This window comes from Xenorhabdus sp. KK7.4, from assembly GCF_963876465.1.
GTDB classification, from domain to species: domain Bacteria; phylum Pseudomonadota; class Gammaproteobacteria; order Enterobacterales; family Enterobacteriaceae; genus Xenorhabdus; species Xenorhabdus stockiae.
In genome coordinates, this window is record NZ_CAWNQF010000001.1 from 491,617 (window position 1) to 510,206 (window position 18,590).

Annotated in this window: 16 protein-coding genes; 9 read left to right on the forward strand and 7 right to left on the reverse strand. The window is 43.9% G+C overall.

Annotation, left to right across the window (positions count from 1 at the left end):
- Positions 1 to 58: 58 nt before the first annotated feature.
- From lpxB to AACS90_RS02220, 7 genes are all read left to right on the forward strand, one after another.
- Positions 59 to 1,243 (forward strand): lipid-A-disaccharide synthase, encoded by a 1,185-nt coding sequence (gene lpxB, locus AACS90_RS02190; RefSeq protein WP_099120171.1) that lies wholly within the window; start codon positions 59 to 61, stop codon positions 1,241 to 1,243.
- On the forward strand, positions 1,243 to 1,833 hold the full coding sequence (rnhB, locus tag AACS90_RS02195; protein ID WP_099120172.1) for a ribonuclease HII: 591 nt from the start codon (positions 1,243 to 1,245) through the stop codon (positions 1,831 to 1,833). The genes lpxB and rnhB overlap by 1 nt, the downstream gene beginning before the upstream one ends.
- A gap of 28 nt (positions 1,834 to 1,861) precedes the next feature.
- Positions 1,862 to 5,344, forward strand: coding sequence for a DNA polymerase III subunit alpha (gene dnaE / locus AACS90_RS02200; protein ID WP_099120173.1), 3,483 nt, complete (start codon positions 1,862 to 1,864; stop codon positions 5,342 to 5,344).
- A gap of 12 nt (positions 5,345 to 5,356) precedes the next feature.
- Positions 5,357 to 6,316 carry an acetyl-CoA carboxylase carboxyl transferase subunit alpha gene (gene accA / locus AACS90_RS02205; protein ID WP_099120174.1) on the forward strand — a complete coding sequence of 320 codons (960 nt, stop codon included), beginning with the start codon at positions 5,357 to 5,359 and terminating at the stop codon, positions 6,314 to 6,316.
- Between the two features lie 150 nt (positions 6,317 to 6,466).
- The gene (locus tag AACS90_RS02210; protein ID WP_099120175.1) at positions 6,467 to 7,384 is read left to right on the forward strand and encodes a DMT family transporter; all 918 of its coding nucleotides are present in this window, start codon (positions 6,467 to 6,469) and stop codon (positions 7,382 to 7,384) included.
- A 31-nt stretch (positions 7,385 to 7,415) separates the two neighbouring features.
- Positions 7,416 to 8,777: a tRNA lysidine(34) synthetase TilS gene (gene tilS, locus AACS90_RS02215; RefSeq protein WP_099120176.1), complete on the forward strand. Its 1,362-nt coding sequence runs from the start codon at positions 7,416 to 7,418 to the stop codon at positions 8,775 to 8,777.
- A gap of 823 nt (positions 8,778 to 9,600) precedes the next feature.
- Positions 9,601 to 9,945, forward strand: coding sequence for a hypothetical protein (locus tag AACS90_RS02220; RefSeq protein ID WP_099120177.1), 345 nt, complete (start codon positions 9,601 to 9,603; stop codon positions 9,943 to 9,945).
- A 104-nt stretch (positions 9,946 to 10,049) separates the two neighbouring features.
- On the opposite strand, the gene rof is transcribed toward AACS90_RS02220, so the two are convergent.
- Positions 10,050 to 10,316 (reverse strand): Rho-binding antiterminator, encoded by a 267-nt coding sequence (rof, locus tag AACS90_RS02225; RefSeq protein WP_099120178.1) that lies wholly within the window; start codon positions 10,314 to 10,316, stop codon positions 10,050 to 10,052.
- A gap of 313 nt (positions 10,317 to 10,629) precedes the next feature.
- On the opposite strand from rof, the gene nlpE reads away from it, so the two are divergent.
- A complete protein-coding gene (gene nlpE, locus AACS90_RS02230) occupies positions 10,630 to 11,319 on the forward strand; it encodes an envelope stress response activation lipoprotein NlpE (RefSeq protein ID WP_339373599.1) in 690 nt (229 codons plus the stop codon).
- A gap of 98 nt (positions 11,320 to 11,417) precedes the next feature.
- On the opposite strand, the gene proS is transcribed toward nlpE, so the two are convergent.
- The 6 genes from proS to metN form a co-directional block, all read right to left on the reverse strand.
- Positions 11,418 to 13,139 carry a proline--tRNA ligase gene (proS, locus tag AACS90_RS02235; protein WP_099120180.1) on the reverse strand — a complete coding sequence of 574 codons (1,722 nt, stop codon included), beginning with the start codon at positions 13,137 to 13,139 and terminating at the stop codon, positions 11,418 to 11,420.
- Positions 13,140 to 13,370: 231 nt separating this feature from the next.
- On the reverse strand, positions 13,371 to 14,087 hold the full coding sequence (gene tsaA, locus AACS90_RS02240) for a tRNA (N6-threonylcarbamoyladenosine(37)-N6)-methyltransferase TrmO (protein WP_099108893.1): 717 nt from the start codon (positions 14,085 to 14,087) through the stop codon (positions 13,371 to 13,373).
- 35 nt (positions 14,088 to 14,122) lie between these two features.
- On the reverse strand, positions 14,123 to 14,515 hold the full coding sequence (gene rcsF, locus AACS90_RS02245; protein WP_099120181.1) for an Rcs stress response system protein RcsF: 393 nt from the start codon (positions 14,513 to 14,515) through the stop codon (positions 14,123 to 14,125).
- 240 nt (positions 14,516 to 14,755) lie between these two features.
- A complete protein-coding gene (locus tag AACS90_RS02250; RefSeq protein WP_099120183.1) occupies positions 14,756 to 15,571 on the reverse strand; it encodes a MetQ/NlpA family lipoprotein in 816 nt (271 codons plus the stop codon).
- 266 nt (positions 15,572 to 15,837) lie between these two features.
- Entirely contained in the window at positions 15,838 to 16,491 is a 654-nt protein-coding gene (locus tag AACS90_RS02255) for a methionine ABC transporter permease MetI (protein WP_099108890.1), read from the reverse strand.
- Positions 16,484 to 17,515 carry a methionine ABC transporter ATP-binding protein MetN gene (metN, locus tag AACS90_RS02260; protein WP_099120184.1) on the reverse strand — a complete coding sequence of 344 codons (1,032 nt, stop codon included), beginning with the start codon at positions 17,513 to 17,515 and terminating at the stop codon, positions 16,484 to 16,486. The genes AACS90_RS02255 and metN overlap by 8 nt, the downstream gene beginning before the upstream one ends.
- Before the next feature lie 188 nt (positions 17,516 to 17,703).
- On the opposite strand from metN, the gene gmhB reads away from it, so the two are divergent.
- Positions 17,704 to 18,273 carry a D-glycero-beta-D-manno-heptose 1,7-bisphosphate 7-phosphatase gene (gmhB, locus tag AACS90_RS02265; protein ID WP_099120185.1) on the forward strand — a complete coding sequence of 190 codons (570 nt, stop codon included), beginning with the start codon at positions 17,704 to 17,706 and terminating at the stop codon, positions 18,271 to 18,273.
- Positions 18,274 to 18,590 lie beyond the last annotated feature (317 nt).

Below are 18,590 nucleotides of genomic sequence, written 5' to 3' on the forward strand. Positions count from 1 at the left end.
TGACTGGGGTGAGCGAGTGCAGCCAACAAAGAGGCAATTTGAAAGACGACGGGTATAGATAAAGGGTGTTCCTTTGACTACCATTTCTTCTGTTAACCATCAGCGCCCACTGACAATTGGCTTAGTCGCCGGAGAAACTTCCGGTGATATCCTGGGGGCGGGGCTGATCCGTGCATTGAAAGCCAAAATTCCTGACGCCCGCTTTGTGGGTGTCGCAGGTCCTCTTATGCAGGCCGAAGGTTGTGAAGCCTGGTATGAGATGGAAGAACTGGCGGTCATGGGGATCGTTGAAGTTCTGGGGCGTTTGCCGCGTTTACTGAAAATCCGCAAAGATTTAACAACTCGTTTTACAGAGTTGAAACCGGATGTTTTTGTTGGTATTGATGCGCCAGATTTCAACATCACTTTAGAAGGCCGCCTGAAACAGCAGGGGATCCGGACGATTCATTATGTCAGCCCATCGGTATGGGCATGGCGCCAGAAGCGGGTGTTTAAAATCGGCCGCGCAACAGATCTGGTACTGGCATTTCTACCCTTTGAAAAAGCGTTTTATGATCGGTTTAATGTGCCATGCCAGTTTATTGGGCATACAATGGCTGATGCCATGCCGTTGCAAACAGACAAAATAGCCGCCAGAAAAGGTTTAGATATTCCGGCAAATGCCCATTGTCTGGCTATCCTGCCGGGCAGCCGCCACGCTGAAGTAGAAATGCTCAGCGCCGACTTTTTGAGAACCGTGCAGTTACTCAGGAATGAACTTCCTGATCTGCATGTATTGGTTCCATTGGTAAATGCCAAACGGCGTGAGCAGTTCGAGCGTATCAAAAATGAAGTTGCACCGGATTTATCCATTCACATATTAGATGGTCAGGCTCGTGCAGCTATGATTGCCAGTGATGCAACTTTATTGGCATCCGGTACAGCAGCACTGGAATGTATGCTGGCTAAATGCCCGATGGTGGTGGGTTATAGAATGAAGCCTTTTACATTCTGGCTGGCAAAACGTCTGGTAAAAACCCCCTATGTTTCCCTGCCTAATTTGCTGGCAGGTAAAGAATTAGTCAAAGAGTTACTACAGGATGAATGTGAGCCTCAGGCACTGTCGGAGGCATTATTGCCGTTGTTACGTGGTGGTGTTGAGGTGGAAGCGTTGAAAGAAACCTTCCTGCATTTGCATGAAAGTATTCGCTGTGATGCCGATGAACAGGCGGCACAAGCGGTACTGGAATTAGCGAGAAAATAATGAATTTTGTTTATCCGCAGGCGAATCTGATTGCCGGTGTTGATGAAGTCGGGCGCGGCCCGCTGGTGGGGGCCGTGGTGACTGCGGCAGTTATTCTTGATCCGGCCAGACCGATTACGGGCTTGATGGATTCGAAAAAACTGACAGAAAAACGTCGCAAGGCGCTTTATCTGGAGATCACAGAAAAAGCGTTGTGCTGGAGCCTTGGGCGCGCTGAACCGGAAGAGATTGACCGTATCAATATTCTCCATGCCACCATGCTTGCAATGCAGCGGGCTGTTGAAGGCTTAGCAATTCAGCCAGATTATGTCCTGATTGACGGAAACCGTTGCCCGGTATTATCAATGCCAGCGCAGGCAGTCGTTAAGGGAGATAGTCTGGTTGCAGAGATCAGTGCCGCTTCCATTCTGGCTAAAGTGACGCGGGACAGAGAAATGGCCGAGCTGGATAAACATTTCCCTGAATATGGTTTTGCAAAGCATAAAGGTTATCCTACCGCCCTGCATTTGGAAAAGCTGTCTTTGTTGGGTGCAACGGAACACCATCGTAAAAGCTTTGCGCCAGTTAAACGCGCGCTGGCTATTGGATAAAAATCTGGAATAAGTATCTGGACAGACTATGACAGAACCACGTTTCGTACACTTACGTGTTCACAGCGATTATTCAATGATTGATGGCTTAGCCAAAACCGGCTCACTGATAAAAAAAGTCGCCGGATTGGGGATGCCTGCTTTTGCAATCACTGATTTTACCAATCTGTGTGGCCTTGTTAAATTTTATGGCAGTGCCCATAGTTCAGGAGTCAAACCCATCATTGGGGCCGATTTCTATATGGAAAGTGAACAGTTGGGTGATGAGTATGCCCATCTGACCGTTCTGGCCCGTAATAATGAAGGTTATCAAAACCTGACTTTATTGATTTCTGAAGCTTATCAGAAAGGCTATGGCGCGGTCGGCCCAACTATCAGGCAAGAATGGCTGGCTAAACACAAGGCGGGGTTGATATTGCTGTCAGGCGGACGCATGGGGGATGTCGGTAAGTTTTTGCTGCGTGGTAACCGCGTGTTAGTCGATCAGTGTCTGGATTTTTATCAGGAACATTTCCCGGATAGTTACTATCTGGAACTTATTCGCACCGGGCGTCAGGATGAAGAATCTTATCTGCACGCTGCGGTTGAGCTGGCAGCAGAAAAAAACCTGCCGGTTGTGGCGACCAACGATGTCTGTTTTCTGGAAAGTGGTGATTTTGACGCCCATGAAATTCGTGTTGCTATACATGACGGCTATACACTTTCCGATCCTAAACGTCCGAAAAATTACAGCCCACAGCAATATTTGCGCAGTGAGCAGGAGATGTGTGAGCTTTTTTCAGACATCCCTGAGGCATTAGCAAATAGCGTAGAAATTGCAAAACGCTGTAATGTCACGATTCGGCTTGGCGAATATTTTCTGCCTAAATTCCCGACAGGGGATATGAGTACTGAAGACTATCTGGTCGAAAAATCAAAACAGGGCTTAGAAGAGCGTCTGGAATTCCTCTATCCGGATCCGGCAGTCAGAGCTGAAAAGCGGCTGGAATATGATGAACGTCTGGATATTGAGTTAAAAGTTATCAACCAGATGGGTTTTCCCGGTTACTTCCTGATCGTGATGGAGTTTATCCAGTGGTCGAAGGATAACGGCGTACCGGTAGGCCCGGGGCGTGGCTCCGGTGCGGGTTCTCTTGTCGCTTATGCGCTGAAAATCACTGATCTAGACCCACTGGAATTTGACCTACTGTTCGAACGTTTCCTGAACCCCGAACGTGTCTCCATGCCTGACTTTGATATCGATTTCTGTATGGAAAAACGTGATCAGGTGATTGACCATGTTGCTGATATATACGGACGCGATGCGGTATCACAGATCATTACCTTTGGTACGATGGCAGCAAAAGCGGTCATTCGTGATGTTGGGCGAGTGCTCGGGCATCCCTATGGCTTTGTTGATCGGATATCTAAGCTGGTTCCTCCCGATCCGGGAATGACACTGGAAAAAGCGTTTGTCGCAGAGCCTCAGCTACCTGAAATTTACGAAGCGGATGAAGAGGTTAAAGCGCTGATAGATATGGCGCGGAAACTGGAAGGTGTCACTCGTAACGCGGGTAAACATGCTGGTGGAGTGGTTATCGCTCCGACTAAGATCACTGATTTTGCTCCTATATATTGCGATCCGGAAGGATTGAACCCGGTTACTCAGTTCGACAAAAACGATGTGGAATACGCCGGGCTGGTGAAGTTTGACTTTCTTGGCCTGAGAACCCTGACCATCATCAACTGGGCACTTGAGATGGTTAATGCCCGCCGTGTCGGAAAAAATCTGGAACCGATAGATATTGCCGCCATTCCACTGGATGATCAGAAAAGTTTCGATATGCTGCAACGCTCCGAAACGACCGCTGTATTCCAGCTTGAATCCCGTGGCATGAAGGATTTGATCAAACGTCTGCGTCCTGACTGTTTTGAAGATATGATCGCACTGGTGGCATTGTTCCGCCCGGGGCCTTTGCAATCGGGAATGGTGGATAACTTTATCGACCGTAAACACGGACGGGAAGAGATTTCCTATCCGGATGTTGAATGGCAGCATGAAACGCTGAAACCTGTACTGGAGCCAACTTACGGCATCATCCTGTATCAGGAGCAGGTCATGCAGATTGCACAGGTTCTGGCAGGTTATACGCTTGGCGGGGCAGATATGCTTCGTCGTGCGATGGGTAAGAAAAAACCGGAGGAGATGGCTAAGCAGCGCTCAGTCTTTGAAGAAGGGGCGATAAGTCAGGGAGTTGATGGCGAACTTTCGATGAAGATCTTCGATCTGGTGGAGAAATTCGCAGGTTATGGCTTCAATAAATCTCACTCCGCTGCTTACGCGCTGGTTTCTTACCAGACATTATGGTTAAAAGCGCATTATCCGGCAGAATTTATGGCTGCGGTAATGACAGCGGATATGGATAATACAGAGAAAGTGGTTGGTCTGGTGGATGAGTGCTGGCGCATGGGGCTGAAAGTCCTGCCACCGGATATCAATAGCGGGTTATACCATTTCCACGTCAATGATGAAGGCGAAATTGTTTATGGTATTGGCGCAATCAAAGGCGTCGGTGAAGGGCCGATTGAAGCCATTATCGAAGCACGCCAGAAAGGCGGGCATTTTAAAGAACTGTTCGATCTGTGTGCTCGTGTTGATACTAAAAAGCTGAACCGTCGTGTGATGGAGAAGCTGATTATGTCAGGGTCATTCGACAGGCTGGGGCCACATCGTGCTGCTTTGATGTCTTCGCTGGAAGATGCGCTGAAAGCGGCGGATCAACATGCTAAAGCGGAAGCTACTGGGCAGGCTGATATGTTTGGGGTACTGGCTGAGGAGCCTGAACAGGTTGAGCGCTCATATGCCAGTACACCTAAATGGCCGGATCAAGTGGTATTGGATGGCGAACGCGAGACGCTGGGATTATATCTGACAGGCCACCCGATCACCGGTTATTTAAAAGAAATTGAACGATATACGAATGGGTTACGTCTAAAGGATGTGAATCCAACACCCCGTGGTCAGGTTACTACTGTAGTAGGTTTGGTACTGGCATCCAAAATTGTGACGACTAAACGAGGTAATCGGATTGGTATCTGCACATTGGACGATCGTTCAGGACGGCTGGAAATTATGTTGTTCTCCGATGCTCTGGAAAGATATCAACATTTGTTAGAGCAGGACAAAATTTTAATCGCAACCGGACAAGTCAGCTTTGATGACTTTAGCGGTGGGCTTAAAATGACAGCGCGAGAATTAATGGATATCAGTGAGGCGCGTGAAAAATTTGCACGCGGGCTTGCTATCTCGTTATCAGACAGGCAAATTGATGAACAATTATTGAACCGTCTCCGTGGTGCACTGGAGCCACATCGTTCAGGCACGATACCGGTTCATCTGTATTACCAGCGGGTAGATGCCCGTGCCCGTTTACGATTCGGGGCAACATGGCGGGTAACTCCAACGGATACCCTTTTGACAGATCTGCGAACTCTGCTGGGTAGCGAGCAGGTAGAATTAGAATTTGACTAAAATAGGAACGTTATGAGTCTGAATTTTCTGGATTTTGAACAGCCGATTGCTGAGTTGGAAGCGAAAATCGATTCGCTCACTGCGGTTAGCCGTCAAGATGAAAAGCTAGATATCAATCTGGACGAAGAAGTCCAGCGTCTGCGGGAAAAAAGTGTCGAACTGACTCGCAAAATATTCTCTGATTTGGGAGCATGGCAGATTTCCCAACTGTCACGTCATCCTCTCCGTCCCTATACGCTGGATTATATTCAGCGCATTTTCACTGACTTTGAAGAGCTGGCGGGTGATCGTGCCTACGCAGATGATAAGGCTATCGTCGGTGGTCTGGCACGTATTGAAGGCCGTCCGGTCATGGTTATCGGGCATCAGAAAGGCCGTGAAACAAAAGAAAAAATCCGTCGTAACTTTGGTATGCCATCGCCGGAAGGTTATCGCAAGGCTTTGCGCCTGATGGAAATGGCTGAGCGCTTCAAACTGCCGATTATTACTTTTATTGATACCCCGGGCGCATACCCTGGAGTGGGTGCTGAGGAACGAGGTCAGTCGGAAGCCATAGCCCGTAACCTGCGTGAAATGTCCCGTCTGTCTGTGCCGGTTATCTGTACTGTTATTGGTGAAGGTGGTTCCGGTGGTGCTCTGGCACTGAGTGTCGGTGATAAAGTGAATATGTTGCAATACAGTACTTTTTCTACCATATCTCCGGAAGGTTGTGCGTCTATCTTGTGGAAAAGCGCAGAAAAAGCGCCTCTGGCAGCAGAAGCGATGGGAAATACCGCTCCCCGCCTGAAAGAGCTGAACCTGATCGATACCGTGATCCCTGAACCATTGGGGGGCGCACATCGCAGCTACGATATGATTGCAGAATCACTGAAAACCCAATTGTTGGCAGACCTTGCTGAGCTGAGCGAACTGAACAGTGAAGAGTTGGTTAACCGCCGTTATGAGCGTCTGATGCAGTACGGTTACTGCTAATACCCCTCGTCTTTTGACCATTTTGTCGCAGGTGGAAGTATTGGAGAATAATAATTCTCCATTATTTCCGCCTATTTTATTGAGTATGGGAAAAAATCAGTAAAACTATATCTATTGCAGCACTTAAAAAATAACAAACCGGGTTTTGCCATGGCCAAATATAAATATATTATTTATGCGTTTTCCTGTGTGTTTATCTGGAGTTTTATCCCTTCTATATCGCGCTTTGGTCAGAAAGAGATGGACCATTTCCAATTTTTATTCTGGTCAAATGTGCTGTCTGTGCTGGCGGTTTTTTTGGTTGCAGTGATGATGGGAAAAAACTGGAAGGATCTGATATTTGTTCCTTTCCCTGTCATGATTAAGGTGTTCATATTAGGTGCTCTGGACTGTTTTTTTTATCTGCTGCTGTATTATGGTTATTCCATCGAAAACGGTGTTGCTGTTTTAGTTATTCAATATAGCTGGCCGTTGATGATAATCGGGTTATCGTTTTTCCTGTTTAAAGAAAAATTGTCTATTAAGCAGATGATAGGCATGGCGATTGGCTTCATCGCAGTTGTGATTACCTTTACTCAGGGCAATATTACCGAAATTTCCGTGCAGCATCCGCAAGCCCTGCTTCTGGTCTTTAGCGGAGCATTCTGTTTTGCTCTGTTGTCTGTTTTATCAAAACAATTTGCCATTGATCCTTATATCAGTACGTTTTGGGTATTCATTAACTCAACTGTCGTTTCTCTTATCTTCTTATTGGCATTCAGTAAATTCATCTGGCCTGTGGGAGATTCACTGATGCCAACAGTGCTGAATGGCATCATATTAAATGGAATATCCTATATTATCTGGTTCAAGGCCATGAGCAGCCCGGATTCGCCTAAAATAGCTTCAATATTATTTTTATCACCGATATTGTCGATGATGTGGCTGATTTTGTTCTTTGGTGATGAGTTTGTTCCGGCCTACGTAGTAGGATTAGTGCTTGTGATCATATCCGGGATACTTTGCATTAGTGCAAAAAATAAAGCTGATACACAAAATAAACTGCCGGACGATTTAATTGAGGACTGATTTTTCGGTCTGAAAAAAGAGTTTATCCACAATGAATAATATCTATGAGCCTCTGATGCTGAAATTAGCTGATCAGATAGGGGCACATAAAAAATTTTTAGTCGGGTTTAGCGGTGGATTAGATTCCACCGTTCTGTTGCATTTGCTGGCACATCTGCGTCAACACGCTTTGCAATCATGCAGTGATAAACAGAACGCATTCACATTAAGGGCAATTCATATTCATCATGGTTTAAATATAAAAGCAGATGAATGGGTTGCTCACTGTCGTCAGATTTGTGCAGATTGGCAGGTTGATTTTTGTGTTGAAAAAGTGTGTTTGGATAGCCGTAAAAAAGGTATTGAAGCCGCCGCCCGTGATGCCCGTTATCAGGCTTTTAAACATGAACTGCGGCAAGGGGAAATTCTGTTAACAGCACAGCATCTTGACGATCAGGCTGAAACATTTTTGCTGGCATTAAAGCGGGGAAGTGGTCCGGCTGGATTATCTTCCATGCCTGCTGTTATGCCTTTTGCTGAGACAACATTAATTCGCCCATTGCTGAATATCAGCCGGACAGAATTAGAACTCTACGCGCAGGAACACAGCCTGAAATGGGTTGAAGATGATAGCAATCAGGATGATCGTTATGATCGCAATTTCCTGCGTTTGAATATCATGCCGTTACTCAATCGGCGTTGGCCACACTTTTCTCAGGCTGTTTCCCGTAGTGCTGATTTATGTGGAGAGCAGGAGCAATTGCTGGATGAGTTGCTTGAGGAATCGTTAAATGCACTGATAACCCCGGAAGGATCAATGTCTATTCTGCCACTGGAGACATTTTCTGAGGCGAAACGTAATGCTCTATTGCGTCGATGGCTCAGCCGGTATGGAGTGAGAATGCCGTCACGTGAACAGCTTCAGCGAATTTGGGCAGAAGTGGCTCTTTCCCGGCAGGATGCGGAGCCGAGTTTCAGATTGGGTCAGCTTGATATCCGTCGTTATCGTCAGCATTTATGGTTGGTTCCTCAGTACCAATCGCTCTCTGGTGTTGTTATTCGATGGGATATAAAACAGGAACTGCGATTACCAGATGGGCTGGGAGTGCTTTTTCTTTCTGAAGATAAGGAAGCGGCAGTTAATATCAGGTCACCGGGGAATGATGAACGGGTTACGATCCGCTTTGGAATTCAGGCAAATATCAGCATCGTCGGGCGGCAACATTCCCGCCATAGCAAAAAATTATGGCAGGAGTTTGGTATTGCTCCCTGGCTCAGGGAAAGGACACCGTTACTCTATTATGATGACAAACTTATTGCAGCCCTGAATGTTTTTGTAACGAAAGAGGGGCAATGTCTGGCTGATGAACGGCAACTTTCCATTTTGTGGCAGAAAATTTCGCCTGATAGTTAGTTACTCACTTACTCATTATAGTCTGGTGGAGTAAGGCTTTAAGAGATTACATCAGAAATGATGTAATCTATTTTGTTAATTAAATTCAATGCATTAAATTAATTTCAACCTATTAAAGTATAAAAATGGAATAATTTAATATTGAAAATATACAAAAGTGTACTAAATTTTAAAATATAAGATAATTCTTGATTTGGAAAGAGGATTTTAAAATTAAAATAATTATAAAAATTATTAAATAAATTTAATTTTTAGTTGTGATTTGAAACTCTGTAAATATTGGAGTGTTATTCATATAGAACTTAATTTTGTCTGTTATATTTTTAAATATGTGTGATTTCTTTTTTTAAAGAAAATTATTTTTATAAATAATGAATGTAGGATTGAAATTATAAAATTATTTTAAAAAATATCTATTATTTCATATTTTTCGAATATCGGTCGTAGATTTATCGAAAGCGAAGATGCATTCAGTACACCGAGAAAAGGAAGTATCGTCGGACATATGGGGCTTATGATTATGGCAGGTTAATAAACGATACAACCAATTATTTTTCTAACACGAGTGCCTTGTCAGTAGCAATAATGTTATTTTTATAAAAATAATGTGCCATTAGAGGTTTTTATTGATGGTAGAGCATCTACAGTTTTAGGTTACAGTGCAGGAAAAGGAGTCAGGGATAATATCCAATAATTTTTTGTTTTTCAGATCTTATTGGACTTTGTAACCACAGTATAAAGAAAAAATGTGATCTTAAAATTTAAATATATAGAAAGTATTTTATCTTAGAGTTTCAATTTTTTGAAAGGATAGGAGTTAACTATGAAGAAGTATAAATGGCTTATCTTGATATTTACAGCGTTGATTTGTTCGATTTCGGCTAATGCTGTAGCAGATAAATGTGGAGAGGGTTATGTGACTGGACTATGGGTAAACTGGGATAACAAAAATGATTGGGGAGTTTGGTTGTCAGATAGCGGTGGATCCTGGTATTCTAAAAGCATCGCGTATACGGCTGACAAGCAATTATATACCGATACTGATTCAGGGAAAAGTGCTTACGCGGCTATTTTAGCTGCTCAGGCTAATGGTCAAAAGGTAGAGCTTCGTTTTGTGGGTGCATGTAAGAATAAGGTGTTTAGTGTGGTTGAAACTTGGTCCCCATAACAATGAAAAAATTTACTTCACAATAACAAAAGTCCTCAAATTAAATGAGGACTTTTGTTATTTAATAATCCTTTGTTGTGTAGTAAACGTGTTAACCACGTCATTTACAATGAAGAATGCTCAACAACAATCGTGCCAATTTCTGGATTACTGAAACTGATAATGTGATCCAATCTTAACTCACGGGTTTCTTCATTTGATTCTATGAGAATATATTCGACTTTTTTTCTCAAAATCAATTTAGTCGCTTTTCCTTCAAAAATCTCACCACCACGCAGCTGAACGTGTAAATGAAGCTGGTGTTGGCAAGCTAGCTCAAGGCTTTCATAATCATCACAGTTAATGGGTTGATATTCAGTATCTATAGACATATTCGCTCACCACTATGTTAGTGGCGGTTATCGTGCCGCCCGCGATTGACCAAACTCAGATGCAAAAAAATGCTACCTACGACTATAGCACAGTAAGTTTTTCCTGATGACTGTGACTATATAAGTTTGTTGAGTTACATTGAAAAAGCCAGTAGGTTAAAGCCTAACCTTATCATTAGGCAACAAAATTACGTCATATTAGCGGGTTTTGCACTGTGTATTTTGAGATACGGTAAAGTAATGTCAAAGCTGTTCATGTCTTATGTGTAACTCATGTTAAAACTGGACTTTCTGCTGCACTTATTGGATGAAAATGATGAATAAGAACATATTGCTTGCTTTGGTCGCATCGGGTGTACTGACTGCGGTTGGATGTCAGACTAATCCTCCTGCACATCAGGTTGACTCGACATCCCCAAATAAATTTACAATCAACGAAAAAGTGTTTAAAGGCGTGATACCTTGTGCTGATTGCGCAGGTATTGAAACTACCTTACAACTTGCGAAAGATGGTTCGTATATTCTGGAACAAACTTATCTAAAATCGGGGCAAGAAGAGCCTTTTTTTGATACAGGCCATTGGAACGTCAACGGTAAAAAAATAAACCTGACCAGTGGAGAAGAGGGTAAAAAAGCGTATTACCAGATGAAGGGAGAAAATCTGGTTATGCTGGATATAAATGGTGAGCCAATTCAGTCCAAATTGAATTATGAACTGACAAAAGTCACTCCTCAAAAACTGGCCGGAGAATATATCTATTTTGCGGATAGTGCGACGTTTACGGAGTGTCGGACAGGGAAACTCTACGATGCATCAGAAAATATCGATCTGGAGCAGGGTTACAGCGCAACAGGCGTTGAAGGTGGCAAACCTGTTTATGTTGAAGTCGAGGGATATTATACGCTTCGCCCTTCAATGGAAGATGGATTATTTGATAATGCGCTAATTCAGACAGGTAAAATCCATTTTGATAAGTCGTTTTCCTGCCAGACTAAAAAGTAAGAAGTGATAGGGCGTATTCTGGCATATAAAAAAACCTGCGCACTGAATACGCAGGTTTTTTATTACTGACTTTGCCTGATAGCAGAATCAAGGCGTAATCATGATTGTTTGATGTTACTTTTCAGGTAGTCAACCACGCCTTCCAGTTTCAGCATCTGCTTATCACCGGTACGACGGTATTTGTATTCCACTTCGTCGTTATCGAGATTGCGATCACCAATAACGACAGTATGTGGGACACCCATTAATTCCATATCGGCAAACATGACACCCGGACGTTCTTTGCGATCATCTAAAATGACATCAATACCATTAGAACGTAAGTCTGCATAAAGCTTTTCTGCCACTTCTTTGACACGATAAGATTTATGCATGTTCATTGGCAAAATGGCTACCTGGAATGGGGCAATGGCATCTGGCCAGATAATACCGCGATCATCGTGATTCTGTTCGATAGCAGCCGCGACAATTCGGGTGACACCAATCCCGTAACATCCCATCGTCACAACCTGATTGTGGCCATCTTCGTTCTGTACGGTAGCTTTCAGTGCATCTGAGTATTTGGTGCCGAGCTGGAAGATATGACCGACTTCAATACCACGCTTGATCAGTAAAGTGCCCTGACCATCCGGGCTGGCATCACCTTCAACCACATTACGGATATCTGCAATTTCTGGCAGAGGAAGATCACGCTCCCAGTTAATACCGAAATAGTGTTTATCATCAATGTTGGCGCCCGCACCAAAATCACTCATGACAGATACAGAGCGATCAATAATCACAGGCATAGGCAGATTAACAGGGCCTAAAGAACCAGGGCCGGCGTTGACGATAGCCCGGATTTCTTCTTCTGTCGCGAATTGCAGCGGGCTGGCGACTAAGGCCAGTTTTTCTGCTTTGACTTCATTTAATTCATGATCACCACGAACCAACAAAGCAACCAGTTTGTGTTCGCTTTCTTCTGCAGCATGAACAATCAAAGTCTTGACCGTTTTTTCAATCGGCAGGTTGAACTGTTCTACCAGTTCCGCGATGGTTTTCGCCTTTGGTGTATCCACCACACGCATATCTTCTGCAGGAGCAGCGCGTTCTGCGGATGGCATGACAGCTTCAGCCAGTTCAATATTAGCTGCGTAGTTAGACTCGGTGGAGAAAACGATATCATCTTCGCCGCTGGCAGCCAGAACCTGAAATTCGTGAGATGCACTACCACCAATTGAGCCTGTGTCAGCCAGAACAGCACGGAAATCCAGCCCGATACGGGTAAAGATCTTACTGTAAGCATCGTACATCTTATCGTAAGTCTCTTGCAGGGATTCCTGAGTGGTATGGAAAGAGTAAGCATCTTTCATGATGAATTCGCGTGAGCGCATAACGCCAAAACGTGGGCGAACTTCATCACGGAATTTGGTTTGGATCTGATACAGACTTAGTGGCAGCTGTTTATAAGAAGTCACTTCATTGCGAACCAGATCAGTGATGACTTCTTCATGGGTTGGCCCCAGAACAAAAGGACGGGCACCGCGATCTTCAAAACGCAGTAATTCCGCACCATATTGTACCCAACGACCACTTTCCTGCCATAAATCTGCTGGCTGAACTACCGGCATGGAAACCTCAACCGCCCCGGCATTATTCATTTCGTCACGAACAATGTTTTCAACTTTTCTCAACACGCGGACACCGGTTGGCATCCAGTTGTACAAACCTGAAGCGAGTTTACGGATCATTCCTGCACGAAGCATCAGTTTATGACTGACTACTTCTGCATCAGCAGGCGTCTCTTTCAAAGTAGACAGCAAATATTGGCTAGTACGCATAGTAAGTTTCCATTGGACAGCAAATTGCTTCTAGGTGGCAATGAAGACAGAGCCACCGAACCCAAAAATAAAGTAAACCGTTAGTCTACCAGTGAGTTTGTGATGTCAAAAGGAGTTTTATCCCTTTCATCTTTCAAATTGTCTCTTTGTTGGCTGCACTCACTCACCCCAGTCGCATAGTTATCTATGCTCAGGGATTCGTTCCCTTGCCGCCGCGATACAATTCGAAATCTATTGGGGATAGCGGAGTTCGATAGAAACTACTTCTGTTATGGCACCATTAATTAACCAACGGACATTAAAATCCAGAATATGAGCAGCGTATATGCGGTTTTCCTGCTCTTTTTTGCGGTAGGCCGGACGCGGATCCTGAGCCAGAATCTGGCAGATAAAGCGTCGTAATTGCGGATAACTTACCTGATGGCATAAAAGTTGATGTTCTGCGTTTGAAGAAAAACAGACCTCCATATCTGTATTTGGCGCTTCCTGAGCAAATCCTGCTTTGGCATCAGGGCGTGATTCAGCAAAAGGCAGATAAGGTTTAATATCAAGTACGGGCGTTCCATCCACGAGATCCAGGCTGCCAAGTTGTAGCAGCACGCGATTGTTCTGGTAATCAATCCCTTTTAGTTCAACTAAAGACATCCCAATCGGATTAGGGCGGAAAGTTGAGCGGGTGGCAAATACCCCCATTTTGGCATTACCGCCTAAGCGGGGAGGGCGAACCAGCGGGTTCCAGCCCCCATTCATCGTTTGGTGAAAAACGAAAACAATCCATAAATGACTGAACTGTTCTAATCCCCGCACAGCATCTGCCTGATTATAAGGAGCGAGCAATTCGAGTTGCCCCGTGCCATCTTCCACCAGACCCGGCTGACGGGGAATGGCAAACTTCTCTTTATAAGGAGAATGAATGGTTCCTATTTGAGTAAAATGAAAATCTGCCATGAGTTTTTTTTCAGTACCAAATTTACAATGAATAATTAATTCGTGGTTCTTATTGCCGTACCTTCGCAGATAGCTATCTGATAACATCCCTGACCAGACATAATGGCACATTGGTGAAGTAAGACGGCGTTAGCATTCAGGCGGGAGGCTTTTGCCAGCATCTTCTGCCGTGCAGTTGCGATACTGGCAGGAGGATCCTGAAATGTATTGCGGCAGGATTCACCAGCAACAATACCAAGATCTTTAAATGGTGAGCCCAACAACTCATCTGGTTTTTTATAAAGCCGGACATAAGTTGCCTCTTTATTTCTGAGAGCTGGATATTGTTCAGCTTCAGAGCCTTGACCGTCAGTTTTATTAATCTGAGTTGGCAATGAAGTACACCCAACTATAAAAAGCACCATGAAACAGACAGGTAACATACGCATTGAGCTTTATCCTTATTACGGTTGCATCAGTGAGTGTGGGATTAATTCCAATATATCCTTCGTCTTTCAAGTTGCCTCTTTGTTGGCTGCACTCACTCACCCCGGTCACATAGTTAGCTATGTGACCGGGGATGAACTCGCTTACCGCCGCGATGCAATTTGAAATCCATTGGGTATAAAAAGGGGCGGATATCTTTATCCGCCCCAGAATTTTAATCTTGATTGTTAAAATATGAAAGATTACCAGCCTTTTATTGCTCCGCCCTTGAATGCTATTTGAGCTTCCTGCTCAACTTCAGGAGATTGATAGGCTTTCACAAATTTTTGTACATTTTCCGCATCTTTATTATCTTCACGGCTTACGATGATATTCACGTAAGGTGAATCTTTATCTTCAACAAAAATCCCGTTCTGCTCTGCTGTCAGGCCAATCTGCCCGGCGTAGGTATTATTAATAAGAGCCAGCGCGATTTTTTGATCATCCAGTGAGCGAGGTAGTTGTGGTCCTTCCAGCTGAACAAGATCCAGCTGTTTAGGATTGCTGGTAATATCCAGAATAGTTGGCAGCAGACCAACACCCGCTTTCAATGTGATAAGACCCTGTTTTTGTAATAACAGCAGAGCACGGCCCTGATTGGTCGGATCATTCGGGATAGCAATCTGAGAACCATTCTGAAGTTCATCCAATGATTTTATCTTTTTAGAGTATGCAGCCATTGGAAAGATGAAAGAGTTACCTACAATCGCCAGTTTATAGTGACGTTCTTTTATTTGCTGATCTAAATAGGGTTTGTGCTGGAAGACATTAACATCAATGTCTCCTTTGCTCAGTGATTCGTTTGGCAGTACATAATCATTGAATGTTGTCAGTTCAACATCAAGGCCATATTTCTCTTTCGCTACTTTTTTCGCGACTTCAGCAACCTGTAATTCAGGCCCTGCAATAACACCGACTTTCAGATGGTTTGGATCTCTCGGTTCCTGACCACAGCCTGTAAGTGCTAATGTGCCTAATAAAGCCCCGATGACTGCAATGGATTTCAATTTCACTGACATATTTTTACCCCTATTGAATACTGATTAATAACCTGTCTTATTAAATGATCGTACTACTATAGTGAGGCTTTTGAATGTAAGCCCTAATAATATACCCGTCGTCTTTCAAGTTGCCTCTTTGTTGGCTGCGCTCATTCACCCCGGTCACCGTTTTTATAAACATACGGTTATCTATGCTCCCGGGGATTCATTCCCTTGCCGCCGCGATGTAACTCGAAATCCCTAGGGTATAGGTGCCGATAATGGCACCTTTTGCTGAAATAATCTTATTTACGATTCACGGCCTTAACTAAATAGTCGCCGCCTAACTGAATCAGGAAAACCAGAACAACTAATAATGCGAGTACCGTATTCATCACCGTTGCATTGTAGCCAATATAGCCATATTGATAGCCAATCTGACCGAGACCACCCGCACCGACAGCTCCACCCATCGCTGAGTAACCAACCAGCGTAATCAGAGTAATTGTGGCCGCGTTGATCAAACCGGGTAATGCTTCAGGTAACAAAATCTTTTTCACAATCTGAAGTGGAGTCGCACCCATTGCACGTGCCGCTTCAATCAACCCTGATGGGATTTCTAATAAAGCATTTTCCACCATACGGGCTATAAAAGGTGCAGCACCAACCGTTAAAGGAACAATCGCGGCTTGTAATCCGATAGATGTGCCTACAATCAGCCGGGTGAATGGGATCATCCATACCAGTAAAATAATGAACGGAACAGAGCGGGTAATATTTACCAGCGCAGACAGAATACGGTATAGCGTACCATTTTCTATGATCTGCCCCGGACGAGTGACATACAACAGCACTCCCGCCGGTAAACCAATCACGAAGCCAAAAAAGCCGGAAACAAAAGTCATCACGAGAGTTTCCCAGACTCCTTTAGCTAATAATAAAATCATTCCTTCAGACATAACCGAGAACCTCTACTTTTACATGATGCTCTTTTAAAAACGTAATTGTTGATTCAATGCTGCTGTTCTCACCATTTAATTCAGCCAGCATAACCCCGAACTTGACCCCACCGGCATAGTCCATCTGAGAACTCAATATGCTGATATCGATATTAAAACGACGAACTGCCATGGAAATTAATGGAGCATCAACTGATTTACCTGTAAATTCCAGTTTCACTAATGGGCATTTATCCGATGCAGGTTCAGACTGTAATTTTTGCAGATAATCTTCAGGTATATCCAAATGTAACGTGGACTGAATAAACTCCTGAGCCACAGGCGTTTTCGGATGGGAAAATATCGCGCTGACCACATCCTGCTCAATCAGCTGCCCTCCACTGATAACGGCAACCTGATCACAAATGCGTTTAACAACATCCATTTCATGGGTAATCAGCAAGATGGTTAACCCTAAACGACGATTAATGTCTTTCAATAATTCCAGAATAGAACGGGTTGTTGCTGGATCCAGTGCGCTGGTGGCCTCGTCACACAACAGCACTTTAGGTGAATTTGCTAAAGCACGGGCAATGGCGACACGCTGTTTCTGCCCACCAGATAAGTTAGCTGGATACGCATCATGTTTCTCTGAAAGACCAACCAGCTCCAGCAATTCACTGACTTTTTTCTTTATTTCTGCCTTTGGCGTGTTATTCAGTTCTAAAGGTAATGCCACATTGCCAAATACCGTTCTGGATGACAGCAGATTAAAGTGCTGGAAAATCATGCCAATATGACGACGGGCACGAGTCAGTTCGCGCTCAGAAAGAGAGGTTAAATCCTGTCCGTCAACCAGTACCTGACCAGAAGTAGGGCATTCAAGCATATTCACGCAGCGGATTAATGTACTTTTTCCTGCACCAGAAGAGCCAATAACACCATAAATCTGCCCTTGGGGGACATGCAGGTTGATATCAGAAAGGGCTTTTATACAGCGCGTTCCTTGTTGAAATACTTTGTTTACCTGGTTCAGTCTTATCATTTTTATTCTTTTTCTCTTATGAGATATAAAAGTGAATAACTTGAAAGCATTTGCAACAAGTCATGAATTGATGTGGATGTTAAGGCGTCTAGACGTCTAAGTCAACTAGGAATAAATTAAATGCTGCATTCTCATTCACTGACAAATCATGCGATACTGTCGACTTTGTACATTCTTGGAGCAATCAGGTGACTCAAGGTATTCCCGCTGTATTTTTAGATCGTGACGGCACAATTAACATCGATCATGGGTATGTTCATGAAATAGATAATTTTCAATTCATTGATGGCACGATTGAAGCCATGCTGGAGTTGAAAAAAATGGGTTATGCACTGGTATTAGTAACAAATCAGTCTGGGATTGCCCGGAAAATGTTTACCGAAGATCAATTCTTGCAGTTAACAGAATGGATGGATTGGTCATTGGCAGACCGGGGTGTTGATCTTGATGGTATCTATTATTGTCCGCATCATCCAGAAGCAAGCGATGAACACTATAAAAAGACGTGTGATTGTCGTAAGCCACAACCGGGCATGTTACTTGATGCACAGAAAACACTGCACATTAATATGGCGGCTTCTTATATGGTAGGAGACAAAATAGAAGATATGTTGGCAGCGAATGCAGCCAGTGTTGGAACAAAAGTCCTTGTACGTACAGGAAAACCAATAACAACAGAAGCAGAACAGTCTGCTGATTTGGTTATTAATAGCCTTTCTGACCTGCCAAATGTGATAAAAAATAGCCTTTTGGATTAAATTGTAAGCGTTTGAAAAAGAAATTGTAAAAAACGCTTGCGTAAATTCTAAGGCTCCCTATAATGCGCATCCGTTGTCACGACAAACACACAAACAAGTCGAGATGACAGGAGTTGAAAGCCGCGAAAATAAAGGCTTGACACTCTGAGAGGAAAGCGTAAGATACGCAGCCTCGCAACACGGAAGCTACTTCCGGTTGCAATCGCTCTTTAACAAATTAATCAGACAATCTGTGTGGGCACTCGCAAGACACTATCAAAAGCCGAAAGGCAAAAAAGATTAAAGTCTTGAAGAGTGACTGAAACAGTTAATTCATT

What these genes read in the sequence shown, in the direction of transcription:
- proS (WP_099120180.1), bottom strand. Translation starts at nt 13,139, where the DNA reads ATGCGTACTAGCCAATATTTGCTGTCTACTTTGAAAGAGACGCCTGCT.
- rnhB (WP_099120172.1), top strand. Translation starts at nt 1,243, where the DNA reads ATGAATTTTGTTTATCCGCAGGCGAATCTGATTGCCGGTGTTGATGAA.
- metN (WP_099120184.1), bottom strand. Translation starts at nt 17,515, where the DNA reads ATGATAAGACTGAACCAGGTAAACAAAGTATTTCAACAAGGAACGCGC.
- tsaA (WP_099108893.1), bottom strand. Translation starts at nt 14,087, where the DNA reads ATGGCAGATTTTCATTTTACTCAAATAGGAACCATTCATTCTCCTTAT.
- tilS (WP_099120176.1), top strand. Translation starts at nt 7,416, where the DNA reads ATGAATAATATCTATGAGCCTCTGATGCTGAAATTAGCTGATCAGATA.
- nlpE (WP_339373599.1), top strand. Translation starts at nt 10,630, where the DNA reads ATGATGAATAAGAACATATTGCTTGCTTTGGTCGCATCGGGTGTACTG.
- rcsF (WP_099120181.1), bottom strand. Translation starts at nt 14,515, where the DNA reads ATGCGTATGTTACCTGTCTGTTTCATGGTGCTTTTTATAGTTGGGTGT.
- dnaE (WP_099120173.1), top strand. Translation starts at nt 1,862, where the DNA reads ATGACAGAACCACGTTTCGTACACTTACGTGTTCACAGCGATTATTCA.
- rof (WP_099120178.1), bottom strand. Translation starts at nt 10,316, where the DNA reads ATGTCTATAGATACTGAATATCAACCCATTAACTGTGATGATTATGAA.
- AACS90_RS02250 (WP_099120183.1), bottom strand. Translation starts at nt 15,571, where the DNA reads ATGTCAGTGAAATTGAAATCCATTGCAGTCATCGGGGCTTTATTAGGC.
- AACS90_RS02255 (WP_099108890.1), bottom strand. Translation starts at nt 16,491, where the DNA reads ATGTCTGAAGGAATGATTTTATTATTAGCTAAAGGAGTCTGGGAAACT.
- AACS90_RS02220 (WP_099120177.1), top strand. Translation starts at nt 9,601, where the DNA reads ATGAAGAAGTATAAATGGCTTATCTTGATATTTACAGCGTTGATTTGT.
- AACS90_RS02210 (WP_099120175.1), top strand. Translation starts at nt 6,467, where the DNA reads ATGGCCAAATATAAATATATTATTTATGCGTTTTCCTGTGTGTTTATC.
- accA (WP_099120174.1), top strand. Translation starts at nt 5,357, where the DNA reads ATGAGTCTGAATTTTCTGGATTTTGAACAGCCGATTGCTGAGTTGGAA.